This window comes from Aurantiacibacter aquimixticola (assembly GCF_003605475.1).
In the GTDB taxonomy this organism is placed as follows: Bacteria; Pseudomonadota; Alphaproteobacteria; order Sphingomonadales; family Sphingomonadaceae; genus Alteraurantiacibacter; species Alteraurantiacibacter aquimixticola_B.
In genome coordinates this window covers 1,041,230-1,058,995 of sequence record NZ_RAHX01000001.1, presented here as the reverse complement: position 1 = coordinate 1,058,995, position 17,766 = coordinate 1,041,230, and the positions used below count along the sequence as shown (strand labels likewise).

Sequence of the window (17,766 nt, the reverse complement as noted above, 5' to 3'; positions counted from 1 at the left end):
CGAAAAGGTGATAGCGATCGTCCTCGAAACTCTCCCCTCGCTATTCCACTAACTACCCCCTATATAACCCCCGCTGACGTCGAAATTTGCGACGGACTTCGAGATTTGCCGACCGCCGATTGCCTTTCAGGCCCCGGCGTAAACCAGACGACGACTTCCTTTCTTCGGACGATTTGACGCGACAACCCGCTGGCAATTCCGCCGGTGGTGACAATACGTTCTCGAAAGGAACACCTTATGTCTAAGACAGGCACAGTAAAATTCTTCAACGCCGACAAGGGCTATGGCTTCATCCAGCCCGATGACGGCTCTGCCGACAGCTTCGTGCACATCTCCGCCGTGCAGGCGGCGGGCATGCAGACGCTCGATAAGGAGCAGCGCCTCAATTACGAAGTCGAGCAGGGACGCAACGGCAAGGAAAGCGCCGTCAATCTCTCGGCTGCCGACTGACACGAATTGCGGGCGCGGAGACTTCGGTTTCCGCGCCCGTTTTTGTCCCACCGCCTGGAGAGATCATGGCCGATACATACGAAGCCTGCTGCGAACGCGCCGATGCGGCGGCACTCGCGGCGAAAAATGCCAAGCTCGACAATGTTCGCGATCGCGAATTGCGGGCGGAAAAGACCTGGCGCGGGCTCGCCGAAAAGGCACGCTCCGTCGCCGAGCAACGCGAGAAAGTCGAGCGTGAAAAGCGCGAACAACGCCTCGCCGAAGCCAGCGCCAACGACGCCGAGGCAAGCGACGCGGCCTAGCCGCTAGCCGCTAGCCGCCGCCCGGCCCGTGCTGATGCAGCGGGGGCGGGCCACTCGGTTCGGTCGCTTCGCCGCCATCGGCGCCGCGCTGTTCCCACTCGATGCGATAGAGATCGAAGCGACGATCCGCGAGGTTGCGCACGGTGCCCTCTGCGCGCGCCCAGGCGAGATCCGCCAGGTTCACGTCGCTGATCGTCAGCGTTTCGACATTCTCGGTGGCTTCGGCCGCAATGCCGTCCCGTGCGAAGGGGAAGTCGCACGGCGTCAGGATGCAGCTTTGCGCATACTGAATGTCCATGTTCGCGACATTGGGCAGATTGCCGACATTGCCGCTCATCACGACATAGACCTGGTTCTCGATCGCGCGCGCCGCCGAGCAATAGCGCACGCGCATATAGCCCTGGCGGCTGTCGGTGCAGAATGGCACGAAGATGATCCGCGCGCCCTCATCGGCCAGGCGGCGGGCGAGTTCGGGGAATTCGCTGTCGTAGCAGATGAGCACACCGATCGGGCCGCAATCGGTCTGGATCACGTCCACCGCATCGCCGCCGCGAATGTTCCACCAATAGGCCTCGTTGGGCGTGGGGTGGATCTTCTCCTGCTCGTGGATCGATCCGTCGCGCAGGCACACCATCGCGACGTTATGGATGTCGCCATCCTCCATGCGCGTCGGGTGCGAACCACCTATGATGTTGATGTTGTATTTCAGCGCCATTTCCGAAAGCGCCTCGCGGATGCGCGGCGTGTATTCGGACAGGCATTCTATGCTTTCGAGCGGGGACAGTTCCTCTTCCTCCGCGCTCAGCAGCATCAGCGTGAAGAGCTCGGGAAAGAGGATGAAGTCGGCTTCGTAATCGCTGGCGACATCGACGAAATAGCGGACCTGGCCCATGAATTCGTCGAAGTCGGACACGGCGCGGGCCTGCATCTGGCAGGTGGCGACGCGAACATTCTCGACCCCGCGCGGCACGCGGGCCTGCGGGCTTGCTTCCTGGTCCACCCACGGATTGCGCCAGACCATCTGCACGGCATTGCCGCGACTTTTCTTGTCTTCCGGGAGGTATTTTTCGAGAATACCGATCGGCTCGAACCCGTTGGCGAGCTGGAAGCGCAGGACGGGATCGTGGATCTTCCCGGCGATTACCTGGTCGAGATAATCCTTCGGTCCCTCCACCCGGCGCCAGCTCTTCTTGAGGTTCGGCATGCGGCCGCCGAAAACGATGCCTTTCAGCTCCAGCTGCTCGGCCAGGAAGCGACGTTCTTCGTATAAACGCCGCCCGATCCGCGTGCCGCGGACCTTGGGGTCGACGCACATCTCGTAACCGTAGAGCCAGTCGCCCTTCGGATCGTGGCGGGAGCCATAACCATTGCCGGTGATCTCGTCCCAGCTATGCGGGCGCAGCGCCTTGTCCCCGCCGATGCGCATGGTGGCGCAGTAGCCGACGAGCTTGTCGTCCAGCACGGCCACGAAACAGCCCTCGGGGTAATTGTTGATCTGCCCGCGGATCTCGCTCTGCGTGTAGGGTACGAAATCCTCGTAGATACGCTTCGCGAGCGCGGCGATGCGTCGAACATCGCCGATCTCAGCCTGACGGATATCGAGGCGGGCCTTGCTGCTCATGGCAGGCGGGGCAGGCTTTGTCAGCCCAGGCCTTGCTTGCTCATTTCGGCTTCGAGACCCTCGACGATGGCTTCGAAGAACTGCTCGGTCGTCATCCAGCTCTGCTGCGGGCCGATGAGAAGCGCGAGATCCTTCGTCATTTTGCCGTTCTCGACGCACTCGATGCAGACCCGCTCGAGCGTTTCGGCGAAAGCGACCACGTCGGGCGTGTTGTCGAAACGCCCGCGATACATAAGGCCGCGCGTCCACGCGAAGATGCTGGCGATCGGATTGGTGCTCGTCGCCTTGCCCTGCTCGTGCTGGCGAAAGTGGCGGGTGACGGTGCCGTGGGCGGCTTCGGCTTCCACCGTCTTGCCGTCGGGCGTCATCAGCACGCTGGTCATCAGGCCGAGCGAGCCGAAGCCCTGCGCGACGATATCCGACTGCACGTCGCCATCGTAATTCTTGCAGGCCCAGACGAACTTGCCGCTCCACTTCAGCGCTGCCGCGACCATGTCGTCGATCAGGCGGTGTTCGTAGGTGATGTTGGCTTGTTCGAACTTGTCCTTGAATTCGCTGTCGAAAATCTCCTGGAACAGGTCCTTGAAGCGGCCGTCATACTTCTTGAGGATGGTATTCTTGGTGGAAAGGTAGACGGGCCAGCCGCGGTCGAGGCCGTAATTGAAGCTGGCACGGGCAAAGTCGCGAATGCTCTCGTCAAGATTGTACATCGCCATGGCGACGCCGGGCTTTTCGAATTCGAACACGTCGAGATCGATCTTCTCGCCATCCGCGCCTTCGAAGACGAGGCGCAGCTTGCCGGCGCCCGGAATAAGCGTGTCGGTGGCGCGGTACTGGTCGCCGAACGCATGGCGGCCGACGACGATGGGGTCGGTCCAGCCGGGCACCAGGCGCGGGACGTTGTCGATCACGATCGGCTCACGGAAGACGACACCGCCGAGGATGTTGCGGATCGTGCCGTTGGGCGAGCGCCACATGCTCTTGAGGTCGAATTCCTCGACCCGCGCTTCATCGGGAGTGATCGTGGCGCACTTCACGCCGACGCCGTGTTCCTTGATGGCATTTGCGGCGTCGACGGTGATCTGGTCGTCCGTCTCGTCACGCTTTTCGATCGAGAGATCGTAATATTTCAGGTCGACATCGAGATAGGGCAGAATCAGCCGCTCGCGGATCCACTGCCAGATGATCTTCGTCATTTCGTCGCCGTCGAGTTCGACGACCGGATTCTTGACCTGAATTTTTGCCATGGGGCTGCCCTGTATCTTTCGTCTGGTTTGAATGGAGTTGGGCGCGTCCTAGCAGAGCCTTACACCTGTGCAAGGGAGCGGGCGGGCGGAATCCTTGCACCTTGCGCGAAAGACGCGATGATGCCGGGCGACAGGTGGGAGAGCGCGATGGCAGCGCGCGCACCTATCCGCGTTTCCGCTGCATGCCACAGAGCCGATGCGAGGCGCACCGGTCGCCGCGCGCGGGCGGCGAAATCGCGCTGGTATTCCGGCGCGCTGCGTCCCGCGATATAGGCGCTGGCCGCCGCCATTCCGCTGGCAATGGCGATGGAATTGCCTTCGCCCGCCAGCGACGGGATCACCGCCGCCTGATCGCCCAGGCGATAGACGCCGGGGCTGGTGTCGCGACATATCCAGCCATAGGGCACCGCGCCGATCGTATCGAGCTGCGCGCCCTGCCAGCCATCGCCGAGCCTCTCCGCCAGGGCGGAATTGCCATCGGCAAGGCGCTCGAACAAGGCCTTGGGCGATCCACCGACCTCGGTGAGAGCGGATTTGCGCACGGCGAGGCAGATATTGGCGGATCCGCCTTCCTGCACGACGATGCCGACATACCCGCCCGGAAAGAGGTGCAATTCGATGGCGCCATCCAGCAGGCGATTGCGAGCGGGCGAGGCGGGCAGACGCAATCGAATACCGATGGTGGTGTCGGGCGAGTGCCGCGGGCGGCTTTCACCACGCACATCATGCTTGCCGGTGGCGAGGAAAAGTGTCGGCGCCTCGTACTCAGCCTGCGCGCCGGTCACTGTGCCGTTTTCGAGCCCGCGCACGGTATCGACGACGAATTGCGCTCCCGTCGCCACGGCCATCCGTCGCATCTCGGTGTCTAGCGCGTGGCGACTGAGGCCGAAAGCCTGATGGGGAAGAGCCACCTCGCTCGATCGGCCGCCATCGAACAGCCAGAGTTTTTCGACGGGATGCGCGCCGAGCTTGCGGATATCCACGCCGAGCATGTCGAGCTGCTCCGCCGTTCTCCAGCTCAGGAAGCCGCCGCATAGCGGATCGCCGACCGGCTCGCTGCGGTCCAGCAGCGTGCAATCCTGCCCATAGGCGCCGAGCGTGATTGCGGCGGCGCATCCGGCCGGGCCTGCGCCGAGGATCAGCGGATGCGGGAAACGCATAACCGGAACGGGAAGTGGCGTTCGACGGAAGCCTGGGTGATTTCGGCCTCTGCAAGCAGGCTATCCCACTCGGCGGGGCGATAGGATCGCGCAATCGACGTGTGACCGTCGGCGCGCACGATGGGATGCCACCGCGCAAGACCGGCCAGGACCGGATAGCCGAGATAACTGACCGCGTGGCGATGCAGATCGTTGACGAACCACCCGGCGCGCGCTTCTGCTTCCATGAAGCGAAGGAACAGGAGCACTTCCTCGCGGCTCATGTGATGCGCGACGAGACTGGAGACGACGACGTCCCAGTTGCGCGCCACATCCGCATAGTCGCCAGTGCGATAGTCTATCGGCATGTCGCGCGGCGTGGCGTCCCGTGCCGATGCGGCGCTGCGCGGATTGAGGTCGATGCCGACCAGATCGGCCTGCTTTCCCTTGCGCTTTGCCCAGCGAGCGATTTCGCGCAGCATGTCGCCCTGCCCGAATCCGACATCGAGCAGCGTGAATTTCTGTCGATCGGCTAGTGCGCGATCGAGAAAGGCGAGGGTAGGGCGATACGCCATCGTGACGCGATTGACTTTGGAAAGATCGGCCAGTACCGCGCTATAGGTCGCCTCCGGCAATGCCGGATCGTCCATCAGTTCTTCGGTCTGGCGCCGCTCCTCAAGCATCGCCATTCGTCCAGCCGAAGCGGACGCCTTCCATCGCGAGGCCGGGACCGAAGGCGAGCGCAACGCCGCTTACGGGCTTCTCGCGCATCAGCCGTTCCATCACGAAGATCACTGTAGCCGACGACATATTGCCGAAATCGCTGAGCACGCCGCGCGAGGCGGTGAGGGCGTCGGCTGGCAGTTGCAGCCCGCGCTCCACGGCGTCGAGTATCGACTTGCCGCCAGGGTGCACGGCCCATGCCTGCGGCTTTTCCTCGCCGGAAATGGTTGCGATCAGCTCGCTGTCCTCAAGCGCTTCCGCCAGCCGTCCGGGCACCGCGCCGGAAAGGTGCATGGCAAAACCGGTATCGCCGACATGCCAGGTGATGAGATCGGCGCTTTCCTCCAGCGCCGCAGATAGGCCTTCGCCCAGCACCAGTCCTTCACCGTTCGCGCTCACCAGTGCGGCGGCTGCCCCGTCGGCAAACTGGCCCATGGCAAGCAGGCTTTCGAGATCGTCGGTCTCCTGCAGGTGCAACGTGCAAAGCTCCACCGCGATGGCGAGCACGCGTGCCGTGGGGTCGGATCGCACGATATGCGCGGCCGTACGCAGCAAGGTCACACCGGCATAGCAACCCATGAAGCCGATGCTCACACGCTCGACATCGGGAGCGAGGCCGAGCTTGCGGGCCACCACCTGATCGAGGCCGGGTGCCATGAAGCCGGTGCAACTGGCGATGACGAGGTGTGTGACGCCATCGGTGGAAGGCAATTTTTCGGCGGCCTTCAAGGCGAGATCGGGAGCAGCTTCGCCATAGCGGCGCATGCGCTCGCCAGTCCCAGGCGAGCTGCCATTTGCGTAGAAACTGCCGAAATCCATGGCGGCATCGCGTTCGTTCAACACGGAATAGCGATGGGCGATACCGCCGCGCTGCTCCATCCGCGCGAACAGCGCCGCCTCGCGCGTCTTGCCCAGCTGCGCTTCGGCCCAGCTGGTGTAGCGCGCATGCACATCTGATTCGGGCACCGCGGTGGCGATGGCCTCGATGCGCGGCACGGTCCGTTCTGAATTGCTACCCATTGCCATGGCAACGGGTGCTACACGCATTCGTGCCGATCACCCGCAGATTTTCGCCTTTGCCGCATCGTATTCGGCGATCAGCTGCTCGCAGATGGCCTTGGTCGGTCGGACGTCGCGGATGGCACCGACACCATGACCGGCGGACCAGATGGTCTTCCAGGCCTTGGCCTCTTCGTTCAGCGACATTTCGCCCGGCGCGTGTTCCATGGAAGCCGCGTTCAGACTTTCGGTCATGAAATTCGCGCCGACGCCGGTCACCTTGTCGGTGTATGTAATATCCTTGGCGGCGGACTTGATCATCATGTCCTTCTGACCGTCGGAGGCCATGCTTTCCGTCGTGGCGATGAAATGGCTGCCGAGATAGCCGAAATCCGCGCCCATCGCTTCCGCGGCAAGCACGTGGCTGCCGTGGCTCATCGAGCCAGACAGGATGACCGCGCCGTCGAAGAAATCGCGGATCTCGCTCACCAGCGCGAAGGGGCTGTAGGTTCCGGCATGCCCGCCTGCTCCCGCGGCGACGGCGATGACGCCATCGACGCCCGCTTCCACGGCTTTTTCGGCGTGGCGGCGCTGGATCACGTCATGGAAGACTAGCCCGCCATAGGAATGCACCGCATCCACCAGATCGCTCACCGCGCCCAGCGAAGTGATGATCAGCGGCACCTTGTGCTTCACGCACAATTCCAGATCGGCCTGTACGCGCGGGTTCGACTTGTGGACGATCAGGTTGACGCCATAGGGCGCGTCATCGTCGCCAAGACGATCCTGGATTTCTTTCAGCCAGTCCTCGAACCCCTCGCTGGTGCGCTGGTTGAGAGCCGGGAAGGTGCCGCAAAGGCCCGCCTTACACGTCTCCACGACCAGGTCCGGCCCGGAAACGAGGAACATCGGCGCGGCGATGGCGGGGACGCGCAGGCGCCCCCGGAACTCATCGACCGTCAAAACGCTTCTGCCGGCATATCCATCATGCTGGCCTTGCCGCTCTTGATCGCCATGAACTTGGCGGTCGCGGGCGGAAGCAGCCGATCGAAGAAGAACTGCGCCGTGGTCAGCTTGGCCTTGTAGAACTGTTCGTCATCTGTGCCCTCGGCCAGCTTCTGCTTGGCAAGCTTGGCCGCCTTCGCAAAGCAGTAACCCATGGCGACGAAGCCGAGCAGGTGGAGATAGTCATACGCGGCAGCGCCGGCTTCCTCCGGATCCTTCATGCCCTTCTGCGCGATATGGCCGGTCGACAGCTGCAGCGCGCCGAAGCTTTGCTGCAGTCCGGTGACCATCTTGCCGATATCCTCGTCCTGCGCGTGATCCTCGCAGAATTGCGAGACGGGGTGGAAGAAAGCACGCAGATTTCGACCCATGCGATCGGGCAGCTTGCGGCCGACCAGGTCGAGCGCCTGAATGCCGTTGGCGCCTTCATAGATCTGCGCAATGCGCGCATCGCGGGCGAACTGCTCGATCCCGGTCTCCTGGATGTAGCCGTGGCCACCATGAATTTGGATCGCGAGATGCGATGCTTCATGGCCAAGATCGGTGAAGAGCGCCTTCACCACCGGCGTCATCAGCGCGACGAAATCCTTCGCCCGTGCACGCGCTTCCGGTTCGGTCGCGGCGTGCTCTGCATCGAGCGCGCGGCTGACCCATGCGGAGACCGCGCGACACCCTTCGTTGTAGGCGCGCATGGTCATCAACATGCGGCGCACATCGGGGTGGACGATGATCGGATCGGCGGGGCCGTCCGGATTCTTGACGCCCGAAAGCGAGCGACCCTGCAGCCGGTCCTTCGCGTAATACACGCTGGACTGGTAGGCAATTTCGCCGACGCCCAGGCCCTGAATGCCGACCGCGACACGCTCCGTATTCATCATCGCGAACATCGCTTCGAGACCGCGATTGAGATCGCCGACGAGCCAACCCTTGGAACCGTCGAAGCTCATCTGGCAGGTCGCCGACGCCTTGAGGCCCATCTTGTGCTCGATCGCCGTCGCCTTGACGTTGTTGTAATCGCCCAGCGAGTAATCGTCGTTCGGCAGGTATTTCGGCACGAGGAACATCGAAATGCCCTTCACGCCCTTGGGCGCATCGGGCAGGCGCGCGAGCACCAGGTGGATGATATTCTCCGTCAGGTCGTGATCGCCGGCGCTGATGAAGATCTTGTTGCCGGTGATGAGATAGCTGCCGTCTTCCTGCGGCTCCGCCTTGGTGCGGAGCATGCCGAGATCGGTGCCGCAATGCGGCTCCGTCAGGCACATGGTTCCGGACCACTCGCCATTGGCCAGCTTGGGCATGTAGAAGTTCTTCTGGTCCTCGCTGCCATAGGCATCGAGGCTGACCATCGCACCGCCCGTCAGGCCCGGATAAAGCCCGAAGCTGAGATTGGTGGAGCAGCTCATTTCCTCGACCATCTTGGCGAGCGAGTGCGGCGCACCCTGGCCGCCCCATTTCTGGTCGACCACAAGGCCGGCCCAGCCGCCTTCGCAGAACTGCTTGTAAGCGTCCTGGAAACCGTCGGGCGTGCGGACCACGCCGTTTTCGATACGGCAGCCCTGCTGATCGCCGGGCCAGTTCAGCGGCAACAGCACTTCGCGGCAAAGCTTGTTCGCTTCTTCGAGGATGGCGGCGCGCATATCCTCGTCGAAATCCTCGAACCCTTCGAGATCGCCGAAGCCGTCGTCATTGTGCAGCTCTTCGAGATTGAAGCGCATATCGCGGATGGGAGCGTCGTAGACTTGCATTGGACAGGTCCTTTCGGGGGTTAATTGCGGAGCGGCTTGCCGGTTTCGAGCATGTGCTCGACCCTGGCCTGCGACTTGGGATTGCGGGCGAGGCGCATGAAGCTTTCGCGTTCAAGCTTCAGCATGTGGTCCTCCGTCACCAGCTCGGTGACATCGGTATCGCCGCCGGTGAGAACATGCGCAAGCTCGCTTGCGACCGTCTCGTCATGCGGCGTGGCCTTGCCCTGCTTGCGGAAGCTGTCGACCGCCAGCTTGAGCGCCGCCTTGCCCGCCGGGCCGGGCAAGCGATATTCAGGTTTCTCGGGTGCTTCGTAGCCATCGACCAGTGCGAGGGCGCGCTGCTTGGCATCGTAGAGCAGGCGATCACGGTTCATGGTGACCTGGTCGTCCTTGCGCAGGAAGCCATGCTCCTTCGCCTCATGCGCCGACTTGGCGACGGTGGCGGTGGAGATCAGCTCGAACGCCTTGGACACGGCGGGCATCGGGCCCTTCGGATGGCGCGGATTGGCCATCCAGCGGCTCAGCATTTCGCCGCAGCCGCCCCAGCCCGGAATGATGCCGACGCCGGTTTCGACAAGGCCCGTGTAGGTTTCGGCATGGGCCTGGATAGCGTCCGAGTGCAGCAGGATTTCGCAACCGCCGCCCAGCGCGAGGCCGAACGGAGCGGAAACGACCGGGAAGGGCGCGTATTTCAGTGCCTTGTAGGCATCCTGGCCCGTCTTCACCTGCTTTTCGACTTCGCTCCACGCTGCGATATTCATCGCGAAGATGGCGAGGCCGAGATTGGCACCGGCGGAGAAATTGCTGCCTTCATTGTAGACGACCAGCGCCTTGTAGTCCTTCTTCACCAGCGGGATCGCCTGCTGGATCAGCTTCATGACAGCTTCGTCCAGCGCATTCATCTTGCCGGTGAATTCAAGCGCGACAACGCCGTCACCAACGTCCCACAGCGCGGCGGAACCGTTTTTCAGAAGCGGCTCGGCGGAGAGCTTGATGTCCTCCAGCAGCAACACGCCTTCGGGGCGCTCGACGTCGTGATACTCGCCATCGGTGCCGAAGAACTGGCGCTTGCCATTTTCGACGCGGTAGAAGCTCTTGTCGCCAACCTGTTCGAGGATGGAGGAAACGGGGAGACCGTCTGCCTTGAGCCGCTCGACCAGATGGGCAGCGCCGATCTTGTCGATCATTTCGAACGGGCCAGCCTTCCAGTTGTAACCGAGCTTCATCGCGTCATCGACGCCGACCACTGTCTTCGTCGCTTCCGGCACAATGCTGGCGGCATAGGACAGCGTGGGGCCGAGAATGGCCCAGGCATAATCGCCGACCTTGCCCTTGGCGGAGATAAGCGCCTTCAGATCCTTTTGTGCCGGACCGCGGACGATGCCGGGGCGCGCGGCGGCGCGATATTCACCGCTCTTCAGATCCTTGGCTTCCTTGACGCGCTTACCGCCGTCCTTGTTCATGCGGTAGAAGCCGCCAAGGCCCTTGCGGCCGGTATAGCCTTCCTTTATCATCGCCTCGACGATCGGCTCCGTCCGGGCGATCTTCTGATAGGGATCGTCCTTCGGCAGTGTGCTGGTCAGACTTTCCATCAGATGCGGCATCAGATCGATGCCGACGAGGTCAACGAGGCCGAACACGCCCGTCTTGGGCACACCCATCGGGCGACCGGCAATTTCGTCGGCTTCTTCCACGCTCAAACCCTGATCGAAGGCGGCGTTGACCGCCTGCTGAATCCAGAATGTGCCGATGCGGTTCGCGATAAAGCCGGGGCTGTCCTCTGCATCGACCACGGTCTTGCCCATCTTGCGATCGACGAAGTCCCTGACCATCGCCACCGTGCCGGCATCGCTCTGCGGCCCGGCAACGATCTCGATCAGCCGCATGTAGCGCGGCGGATTGAAGAAGTGGGTGATCAGGAAGTCTTGCTTGAATTCGTCGCTGCGCCCGTCGGTCAACTGGGCGAGCGGGATGGTCGAGGTGTTCGACGATACCGCGGTGCCGGGCTTGCGGACCTTTTCCAGCTTTTCGTAAAGGCTCTGCTTGATGTCGAGCCGTTCGATGATCGCTTCGACCACCCAGTCGCATTCGGCAACCTTGTCGAGGTGATCCTCGATATTGCCGGTTTCGACCAGCCTGGCCGCGCTTTTGCTCATGAACGGGGCCGGATCGGTCTTGAGCATCTTCTTAACCGCGCCTTCGGCGACGGCGTTGCGATTGTCGCCATCCTTCGGAAGGATGTCGAGGAGCAGCACCGGCACGCCTGCATTGGCGACTTGCGCGGCGATACCGGCACCCATTGTGCCTGCGCCGATGACGCAGACTTTCTCGATTTTCGTGTCGGCCATTATGCGGCCTCCAGGATCGTCGCGATGCCCTGTCCGCCACCGATGCACTGGGTGGCGAGAGCGTACTTCTTGCCTTCGCGCTTCATCAGGCTGGCTGCCTTGCCGACGATGCGCGCGCCGGTCGCGCCCAGCGGGTGACCGACGGCGATCGCGCCGCCATCGAGATTGATCTTTTCTTCCGGAATGCCAAGATCGCCGATGCAGGCGAGCGACTGGCTGGAGAACGCTTCGTTGAGCTCGACCACATCAATATCGTCGATGGTGAGGCCGGCGCGTTCGAGCGCCTTCTTGCTGGCTTCGACCGGGCCGATGCCCATGATTTCGGGCGCGCAGCCGGAAATCGCCATGCTCTTCACCTTAGCGATCACCGTCAGTCCGTTCTTCGCGGCATAATCGGCGCTGCAGACAAGCAGTGCGGCAGAGCCGTCGGTCAGGGGAGAGGCAGTACCCGCAGTCACGGAACCATGTTCGTCGAAAGACAGCTTGAGGCCAGCGAGACCTTCTGCCGTGGTATCCGGGCGCGGCGTGCCGTCGACGTCCACCACGGTGCCGTCATCGAGCGTGTAGGGCACGATCTCGTCCTTGAAGCTGCCCTTCTGGATGGCTTCACCCGCCTTCTTTTGGCTGGCGAGGGCGAATTGTTCCTGCGCCTCGCGCGACAGGTCGTATTTCTTGGCGACATTCTCCGCCGTGTCACCCATGCCGACATAGGCGGCGCTCTTTTCCGCGAGCCTGGGGTTGGGCATCGGGTTGAAGCCCGTCATCGGCACGCGGCTCATCGATTCGACGCCCGCGGCAATGAAGACTTCGCCAGCGCCCATCGCGATCTGGCCAGCGGCATAGTGAACCGCGCTCATCGAAGAACCGCAAAAGCGGTTCATGGTGATGCCGCCGACGCTCAGCGGAAGATCCGCCAAAAGGCCGACGAGGCGGGCGATATTGAAACCCTGCTCGCCTTCGGGAAAGGCGCAACCCATGACGATATCCTCGATATCCTCGGCCTTCACGCCCGTGCGCTCCACCAGTCCGCGGATCGTGTTCGCAGCCAGATCGTCCGGACGAACCTTCGCGAGCATGCCCTTGTAGGCCGGATGGAAGGGGGAGCGGACGTAACCCGCGATAACGACGTCAGTCATGGTGGTGAGGCCTTTCAGTTCCTGTTGTCTCGGTCTTCTCCGACGCGATTGACCTTTTGCGCCGAATGATTACGATAAAGTCTGTGACCTGACGTATACGTCAAGCACTGCGAAATCAAGATGCACTTTTGCCGGTGACATGATCGGTTTTCGAGAAGTGGATCGGGAGAGAAAGGAAATACATGGCCAGCGCCGAGGTCGCCTCGCACCCGCTCGACACCACTCGCATTCTCGATGCCGAGGGCAACATCCGCCCGCGGCTGCTGACGGAATTGCTCGATCGGTCGGTGGCCGAATATCCGGGCCGCGTCTGCGTCGATTTTCTCGGCCGCGAATGGACCTATGGCGAAATTGGCGATCTGGTCGACCGGGTCGCGACCGGCTTGCAGGCCAGCGGCTTTGCGCCGGGCGACCGGTTCGCGCTGTGCCTGCCCAACACCCCCTACTCGGTCATCATGTATTTCGCCGTGCTGCGCGCGGGCGGCATCGTGGTGAACCTGAACCCGCTTTATTCCGAAAGCGAGGTCGAATTTCTCGTCACCAATTCCGGGGCCAAGATGATTGCGGTGCCGGACCTCGAACTCATCCACGGCAAGGTGGCCGAGGCGTGGGGCAAAGCCGACGATGATGGAAATGTCGCGCTCGAGAAGATCGTTCTCTGTCCGATGGCGGACGTGCTGCCCTTCCTGAAATCGGTCGGTCTGCGAACCGTGAAGCGCAGCGCGCTGGCGAAGAAACGCAGCGGTGTCTCCTATCTCGATTACCGCGACCTCGCCGGGCACAAGCCTTCTCCCACGCCGGTGGAGCGCGATCCGCACGATGTCGCGGTGCTCCAATATACGGGTGGAACGACCGGGCGGCCCAAGGGTGCCATGCTCACCCACGCGAATCTCGCCGCCAACAGCGCGCAGATGCTGTTGCACGTGGGCGAAATGCGCGATCAGCAGGAGCGCACCCTGGGCGTGCTGCCGCTTTTTCACGTCTTCGCGCTGACATGCGTGATGAATTTCGGTGTCGATACGGCTGCCGAACTCGTGCTGCTGCCGCGTTTCGAGATGGACGAGGTGCTCAAGACCATCAAGCGCAAGCCGCCCACGCAGATGTTCGGCGTGCCGACGATCTATAATGCGCTCGGGAGCCTGCCGGACGACAAGGTGCCCGACATGTCTGCCGTGCGCACCAGCTGTTCGGGCGGCGCGCCATTGCCGCTCGAAGTGCGCATGCAGTTCGAAAAGCGCACCGGATCGCCGGTATCCGAGGGCTATGGCCTGACCGAAGCCTCCCCCATCATCACCAGCAACCCGTTGCTCGGTCGCACACCGGTCAAGGAGAACTCAGCCGGTCCCGCATTCCCGCATACGGTAATCGAATTGCGTGACGAAGATGGCGAGCTGGTGGAAGGCATCGGCCCGGATCATCGCGGAGAGATCTGCGCGCGCGGTCCGCAAGTGATGAAAGGCTATTGGAACCGCCCTGGCGCCACGAAGGACACCTTCTTCGGAGACGCGCTGCGGACTGGCGACATCGGCTATCTGGACGAGGATGGCTATCTGTTCATCGTCGATCGCATCAAGGACCTTATTCTGTGCAGCGGATACAACGTCTATCCGCGTATGATCGAGGATGCGGCTTACGAGCACCCCGCAGTCAAGGAAGCCGTCGCCATCGGCATTCCCGACGCATATCGGGGCGAAGCGCCCAAGCTCTTCATCGCTCTGCACGAGGGTGAGGAGCTCGATGCCGGGACACTCGATGCTTTCCTCAAGATGCGCCTCAGCCCCATCGAGATGCCAGACGCTTACGAATTCCGGGACGAGCTCCCGAAGACGCTTGTAGGTAAGCTGGAGAAAAAAGCGCTGGTCGCGGAAGAGAAGGCCAGGCGCGAAGCGGCTGCGGCAGGGGACACAGATGCCTGATAGCGTCGCGAGAATGAACGAGGCTCAGGGCAACGAGCCGCTCAAGAGCATAGCGGAAGCCGCAGAAGCGCTTGGCGTGACCCAGCGCACGCTGCGCTTTTACGAGGACAAAGGCCTTATCGCGCCGCAGCGTGTCGGCACGATGCGTGCGTATTCCAAGCGCGAAATGGGCCGGATGCAACTGATCCTGCGCGGCAAGCGGCTGGGCTTTTCGATCCGCGAGATCGGCGAGTTCTTATCGCTCTACGACGATGACGAGACGCGCCAGATCGGCCAGATGCAGCACTTGCAGATGCGCATCGGACAGAGGCTGCACGAGCTGGAGGATCAGCGGGCGGCCATCGAGCAGACCATCGGGGAGCTCAAGCAGATGGAAGGCGAAGCGCAGGAGCGCATCGACGCCCTGGCACGCAAAAGCGCCTGAGCGCGACAATTTCTCCAGAGGCTTCGAATGGTGGGCGTACCAAGGTTCGAACTTGGGACCCCTACGATGTCAACATAGTGCTCTACCACTGAGCTATACGCCCGCACCATTCGGGTGCCGCTGGATCGACGATCCCTTGCGGCAGGCGGGCCATCTAGCGCCGCCTTCATGTCAGTGCAAGTGGGTTCGCGCGCTTAAAGGGAGGCGACGGCGGCGTCCTCGAACATGCGCTCCACTTCAAGCACGAGGTCCTTCAGGTGGAAGGGCTTAGAAAGCATCTTGGCATGCGGCGCTTCGCGGTTAGCGCGCAGCGACACGGCGGCGAAGCCGGTGATGAACATCACCTTCGTGGAGGGGCTGAGATCGGCGCATTTCTGTGCCAGCTCGATCCCGTCCATCTCGGGCATCACGATGTCCGACAGCAGCAGATCGTAAATCTCGGTCTGCAACATGGTCAGCGCTTCGCCGCCCGATCCGACGGCGACCACATCGTATCCCGCCTTTTCGAGCGCACGCTGCAAATAGGCGCGCATTGCGGAATCGTCTTCGGCAAGAAGGATGCGGATCATGGTTTCGGTCCTCGTGGGAGTGCTTTGTTCTGGCTTTCCCACTAACGTTCGCTCCACATTTGAGTCTCGATAGCTCTTGCAGGTGACCAGCTTTGACACAGGGGACAATCGCGGTCAGCAAGAACACGTAATGGACCGTTTTGAAACAGGCTGCGGCGATTCGGTAAATGCCTCGCTGGATCGTGGAGGTGGGCTTATCCCCGACAGTGATGGCGTTCCCGCCTTCACGCTGCGCAAAAGGCGGCCGATGCCGCTGCCCATCCTGGTCGCGGTGCCGCATGCCGGGCGCCACTACACCGCCGACCTGACCGCGCGACTGCGCCATCCGCGCGAGGCGGCGTTGCGGCTGGAAGATCGCTATGTCGATCTGATTGCGGAACGGGTGGCGAAGGAAACCGGCGCGGCGCTGCTGCTGGCACGTGCGCCGCGAGCGATGATCGATCTCAATCGCTCGCCAGACGATGTGGACTGGCAGATGGTGCATGGCGGCAAGCCGGGCACGCGCTCGCGCATGGCTGCAGGCCGCAGGGCGCGAAGCGGGCTCGGCCTGGTGCCACGGCGGCTGCCCGGACTTGGTGAATTGTGGTCAGAGCAGATGAGCCGGGCCGACCTCGATCAGCGGATAGAGATGGTGCACCAGCCCTATCACGTGGCGCTCGCAAAGACGCTGGAGGGTATGCGCGATCGCTGGGGAGCGGCGCTGCTGATCGATATGCACTCGATGCCGCCGCTGGGCGTAAAGAGCGGCCCCGATGCCGCAGCCGATTTCGTGATCGGCGATCGGTTCGGCGCCGCGTGCACGGCCCGGCTGATTGCAGCGAGTTTCGATCATCTGGAGGCGAGTGGGGCCGTATCGGCGCACAATCGGCCCTATGCCGGTGGCTATGTGCTGGACCGTCACGGCGCGCCATTCCGGCGGATCAGCGCGATGCAGCTGGAAATATGCCGCGCCGCCTATCTCGACCCAAAATTGCGCGAACCGGGCGACGGGCTGGATCGGATCGCCGGAATCGTGACCGGGATGGTCCGCCGGCTGGCGGACGAGCTTGCCGGACAGGCTGGAGACTTTCTACAGGCCGCTGAGTAAAAGGCTCGAAATCCATGAAAAAACCGCCCCGTGCGGATTGCACGAGGCGGCCAAGGTTCAGGGAGGAAGTGCACCGAAGTGCACTCGTCCGGCCAGGCCATGAGGGGAGCGCCGACCGGATGACTTAAATATAGGATCGCGCGTCTGCGCTTCAAGGAATCGGCATATAGACAAAAGGGCAGGTCCGCCGGTGCGGACCTGCCCTTTTGCGTCTTGAATTTGCTCGGCGTCAGCCGGTCAGCCGGTCGGCAGCTCGGCGGAACCGTTGGCGGCATTCGCCATCGGGCCTTTGCCCATTTCGCTCTGCTTAGCGAAGATGACGCGCATCAGGTCGAGCGAGAACAGGTGGGCGAAGATAAGCGGCAGCAGGCCGTTCTCGTTCCACTTGCGCAGCTGGTCGCCGCGCAGTTCGCGCAGCTTGTCCTGGTTCACCATGCGGAAGCCGCGATAGGTGAAGGGCTGATCGGGATTGTCGCGGCGCTGGATGGAGATCTCGCCGTCCATCAGCAGGTCGGCGCTCTTAAGCTCTTCCATGAACATCTGCGTCTTGTTGCCGGCTTCTTCGAATTTTTCGCAGAACTGCAGCAGCGCGTTGGTGTGATCGCTGGGCTGCTTGTCATCGTTGAACAGCGCCTGGCCTTCATCGAACTTACCCACCAGATCGCTCGACGGATCGAAACAGAGCGACAGGTTGTCCGAATCCTGCTGCAGCTTGGCGAGCAGGAACGGATAGCGGCGCACATAGGCGGGAACATACGGATTGCCGATCGGCGTGCCGTCTTCCTCGAAGAAGGTGTTCACGCCTTCGTTCAGACCCATCAGAGCGAGCGGCACGGAGCGGTCGCCAGCAGAAAACACGATCGGGTAATCGCGCTGCGCCACCGGGAATTCCTCGACCGTCAGCGGAATGGCGTGCTGAGTGGCAACCCAGGGCGCCTTGTCGGTCGTGCGGCCCTTCCAGTCCGCGTGATCGTTGCTGTTGAGCGGAACGAGCTGGTTATAAAGGATAGGCAGACTGGCTTTCGGCTCGCTGGCCATGATGTTCTCTCCGGACT

The 17,766-nt window shown here is 62.5% G+C and carries 16 protein-coding genes and 1 tRNA gene; 5 read left to right on the top strand and 12 right to left on the bottom strand.

Annotated features, from left to right (window positions below; genetic code table 11):
• Window positions 1–237 precede the first annotated feature (237 nt).
• Window positions 238–450: a cold-shock protein gene (locus tag D6201_RS05330; protein WP_120047873.1), complete on the top strand. Its 213-nt coding sequence runs from the start codon at window positions 238–240 to the stop codon at window positions 448–450.
• 65 nt (window positions 451–515) lie between these two features.
• Window positions 516–752 carry a hypothetical protein gene (locus D6201_RS05325; protein ID WP_120047872.1) on the top strand — a complete coding sequence of 79 codons (237 nt, stop codon included), beginning with the start codon at window positions 516–518 and terminating at the stop codon, window positions 750–752.
• 10 nt (window positions 753–762) lie between these two features.
• On the opposite strand, the gene D6201_RS05320 is transcribed toward D6201_RS05325, so the two are convergent.
• From D6201_RS05320 to D6201_RS05280, 9 genes are read right to left on the bottom strand one after another with little or no spacing between them, the layout of a single operon-like run.
• Window positions 763–2,373 carry a bifunctional GNAT family N-acetyltransferase/carbon-nitrogen hydrolase family protein gene (locus D6201_RS05320; protein WP_120047871.1) on the bottom strand — a complete coding sequence of 537 codons (1,611 nt, stop codon included), beginning with the start codon at window positions 2,371–2,373 and terminating at the stop codon, window positions 763–765.
• Between the two features lie 20 nt (window positions 2,374–2,393).
• On the bottom strand, window positions 2,394–3,620 hold the full coding sequence (locus D6201_RS05315; RefSeq protein ID WP_120047870.1) for an NADP-dependent isocitrate dehydrogenase: 1,227 nt from the start codon (window positions 3,618–3,620) through the stop codon (window positions 2,394–2,396).
• A gap of 59 nt (window positions 3,621–3,679) precedes the next feature.
• Window positions 3,680–4,780 carry an NAD(P)/FAD-dependent oxidoreductase gene (locus tag D6201_RS05310; RefSeq protein ID WP_120047869.1) on the bottom strand — a complete coding sequence of 367 codons (1,101 nt, stop codon included), beginning with the start codon at window positions 4,778–4,780 and terminating at the stop codon, window positions 3,680–3,682.
• Window positions 4,759–5,448: a methyltransferase domain-containing protein gene (locus D6201_RS05305; RefSeq protein WP_120047868.1), complete on the bottom strand. Its 690-nt coding sequence runs from the start codon at window positions 5,446–5,448 to the stop codon at window positions 4,759–4,761. Before D6201_RS05305 ends, D6201_RS05310 begins: the two co-directional genes overlap by 22 nt.
• Window positions 5,435–6,502: a type III polyketide synthase gene (locus tag D6201_RS05300; RefSeq protein WP_120049215.1), complete on the bottom strand. Its 1,068-nt coding sequence runs from the start codon at window positions 6,500–6,502 to the stop codon at window positions 5,435–5,437. Before D6201_RS05300 ends, D6201_RS05305 begins: the two co-directional genes overlap by 14 nt.
• A 36-nt stretch (window positions 6,503–6,538) precedes the next feature.
• The gene (locus tag D6201_RS05295; protein WP_120049214.1) at window positions 6,539–7,390 is read right to left on the bottom strand and encodes an NAD(P)H-dependent flavin oxidoreductase; all 852 of its coding nucleotides are present in this window, start codon (window positions 7,388–7,390) and stop codon (window positions 6,539–6,541) included.
• Window positions 7,391–7,440: 50 nt separating this feature from the next.
• Entirely contained in the window at window positions 7,441–9,231 is a 1,791-nt protein-coding gene (locus D6201_RS05290; protein ID WP_120047867.1) for an acyl-CoA dehydrogenase C-terminal domain-containing protein, read from the bottom strand.
• A gap of 20 nt (window positions 9,232–9,251) precedes the next feature.
• Complete coding sequence (locus tag D6201_RS05285; protein ID WP_120047866.1) at window positions 9,252–11,579, bottom strand: 3-hydroxyacyl-CoA dehydrogenase/enoyl-CoA hydratase family protein; 2,328 nt, start codon at window positions 11,577–11,579, stop codon at window positions 9,252–9,254.
• Window positions 11,579–12,715 (bottom strand): thiolase family protein, encoded by a 1,137-nt coding sequence (locus tag D6201_RS05280; protein ID WP_120047865.1) that lies wholly within the window; start codon window positions 12,713–12,715, stop codon window positions 11,579–11,581. The genes D6201_RS05285 and D6201_RS05280 overlap by 1 nt, the downstream gene beginning before the upstream one ends.
• Before the next feature lie 182 nt (window positions 12,716–12,897).
• Between D6201_RS05280 and D6201_RS05275 the strand changes: the two genes are divergently transcribed.
• Both D6201_RS05275 and D6201_RS05270 read left to right on the top strand, forming a co-directional pair.
• Window positions 12,898–14,631, top strand: a complete 1,734-nt coding sequence (locus D6201_RS05275; protein ID WP_120047864.1) for a long-chain-fatty-acid--CoA ligase — start codon at window positions 12,898–12,900, stop codon at window positions 14,629–14,631.
• On the top strand, window positions 14,624–15,055 hold the full coding sequence (locus D6201_RS05270) for a MerR family transcriptional regulator (protein ID WP_242447433.1): 432 nt from the start codon (window positions 14,624–14,626) through the stop codon (window positions 15,053–15,055). Before D6201_RS05275 ends, D6201_RS05270 begins: the two co-directional genes overlap by 8 nt.
• Before the next feature lie 28 nt (window positions 15,056–15,083).
• Here D6201_RS05270 and D6201_RS05265 read toward each other — a convergent pair.
• Both D6201_RS05265 and cpdR read right to left on the bottom strand, forming a co-directional pair.
• Window positions 15,084–15,158 (bottom strand) — tRNA-Val (locus D6201_RS05265).
• A gap of 91 nt (window positions 15,159–15,249) precedes the next feature.
• A complete protein-coding gene (gene cpdR, locus D6201_RS05260) occupies window positions 15,250–15,624 on the bottom strand; it encodes a cell cycle two-component system response regulator CpdR (protein ID WP_120047862.1) in 375 nt (124 codons plus the stop codon).
• A gap of 130 nt (window positions 15,625–15,754) precedes the next feature.
• Between cpdR and D6201_RS05255 the strand changes: the two genes are divergently transcribed.
• The gene (locus tag D6201_RS05255; protein ID WP_120047861.1) at window positions 15,755–16,711 is read left to right on the top strand and encodes an N-formylglutamate amidohydrolase; all 957 of its coding nucleotides are present in this window, start codon (window positions 15,755–15,757) and stop codon (window positions 16,709–16,711) included.
• A gap of 237 nt (window positions 16,712–16,948) precedes the next feature.
• On the opposite strand, the gene D6201_RS05250 is transcribed toward D6201_RS05255, so the two are convergent.
• Window positions 16,949–17,749: a SapC family protein gene (locus D6201_RS05250; RefSeq protein ID WP_120047860.1), complete on the bottom strand. Its 801-nt coding sequence runs from the start codon at window positions 17,747–17,749 to the stop codon at window positions 16,949–16,951.
• Window positions 17,750–17,766 lie beyond the last annotated feature (17 nt).

What these genes read in the sequence shown, in the direction of transcription:
- D6201_RS05330 (WP_120047873.1), top strand. Translation starts at nt 238, where the DNA reads ATGTCTAAGACAGGCACAGTAAAATTCTTCAACGCCGACAAGGGCTAT.
- D6201_RS05325 (WP_120047872.1), top strand. Translation starts at nt 516, where the DNA reads ATGGCCGATACATACGAAGCCTGCTGCGAACGCGCCGATGCGGCGGCA.
- D6201_RS05320 (WP_120047871.1), bottom strand. Translation starts at nt 2,373, where the DNA reads ATGAGCAGCAAGGCCCGCCTCGATATCCGTCAGGCTGAGATCGGCGAT.
- D6201_RS05315 (WP_120047870.1), bottom strand. Translation starts at nt 3,620, where the DNA reads ATGGCAAAAATTCAGGTCAAGAATCCGGTCGTCGAACTCGACGGCGAC.
- D6201_RS05310 (WP_120047869.1), bottom strand. Translation starts at nt 4,780, where the DNA reads ATGCGTTTCCCGCATCCGCTGATCCTCGGCGCAGGCCCGGCCGGATGC.
- D6201_RS05305 (WP_120047868.1), bottom strand. Translation starts at nt 5,448, where the DNA reads ATGGCGATGCTTGAGGAGCGGCGCCAGACCGAAGAACTGATGGACGAT.
- D6201_RS05300 (WP_120049215.1), bottom strand. Translation starts at nt 6,502, where the DNA reads ATGGGTAGCAATTCAGAACGGACCGTGCCGCGCATCGAGGCCATCGCC.
- D6201_RS05295 (WP_120049214.1), bottom strand. Translation starts at nt 7,390, where the DNA reads ATGTTCCTCGTTTCCGGGCCGGACCTGGTCGTGGAGACGTGTAAGGCG.
- D6201_RS05290 (WP_120047867.1), bottom strand. Translation starts at nt 9,231, where the DNA reads ATGCAAGTCTACGACGCTCCCATCCGCGATATGCGCTTCAATCTCGAA.
- D6201_RS05285 (WP_120047866.1), bottom strand. Translation starts at nt 11,579, where the DNA reads ATGGCCGACACGAAAATCGAGAAAGTCTGCGTCATCGGCGCAGGCACA.
- D6201_RS05280 (WP_120047865.1), bottom strand. Translation starts at nt 12,715, where the DNA reads ATGACTGACGTCGTTATCGCGGGTTACGTCCGCTCCCCCTTCCATCCG.
- D6201_RS05275 (WP_120047864.1), top strand. Translation starts at nt 12,898, where the DNA reads ATGGCCAGCGCCGAGGTCGCCTCGCACCCGCTCGACACCACTCGCATT.
- D6201_RS05270 (WP_242447433.1), top strand. Translation starts at nt 14,624, where the DNA reads ATGCCTGATAGCGTCGCGAGAATGAACGAGGCTCAGGGCAACGAGCCG.
- cpdR (WP_120047862.1), bottom strand. Translation starts at nt 15,624, where the DNA reads ATGATCCGCATCCTTCTTGCCGAAGACGATTCCGCAATGCGCGCCTAT.
- D6201_RS05255 (WP_120047861.1), top strand. Translation starts at nt 15,755, where the DNA reads ATGGACCGTTTTGAAACAGGCTGCGGCGATTCGGTAAATGCCTCGCTG.
- D6201_RS05250 (WP_120047860.1), bottom strand. Translation starts at nt 17,749, where the DNA reads ATGGCCAGCGAGCCGAAAGCCAGTCTGCCTATCCTTTATAACCAGCTC.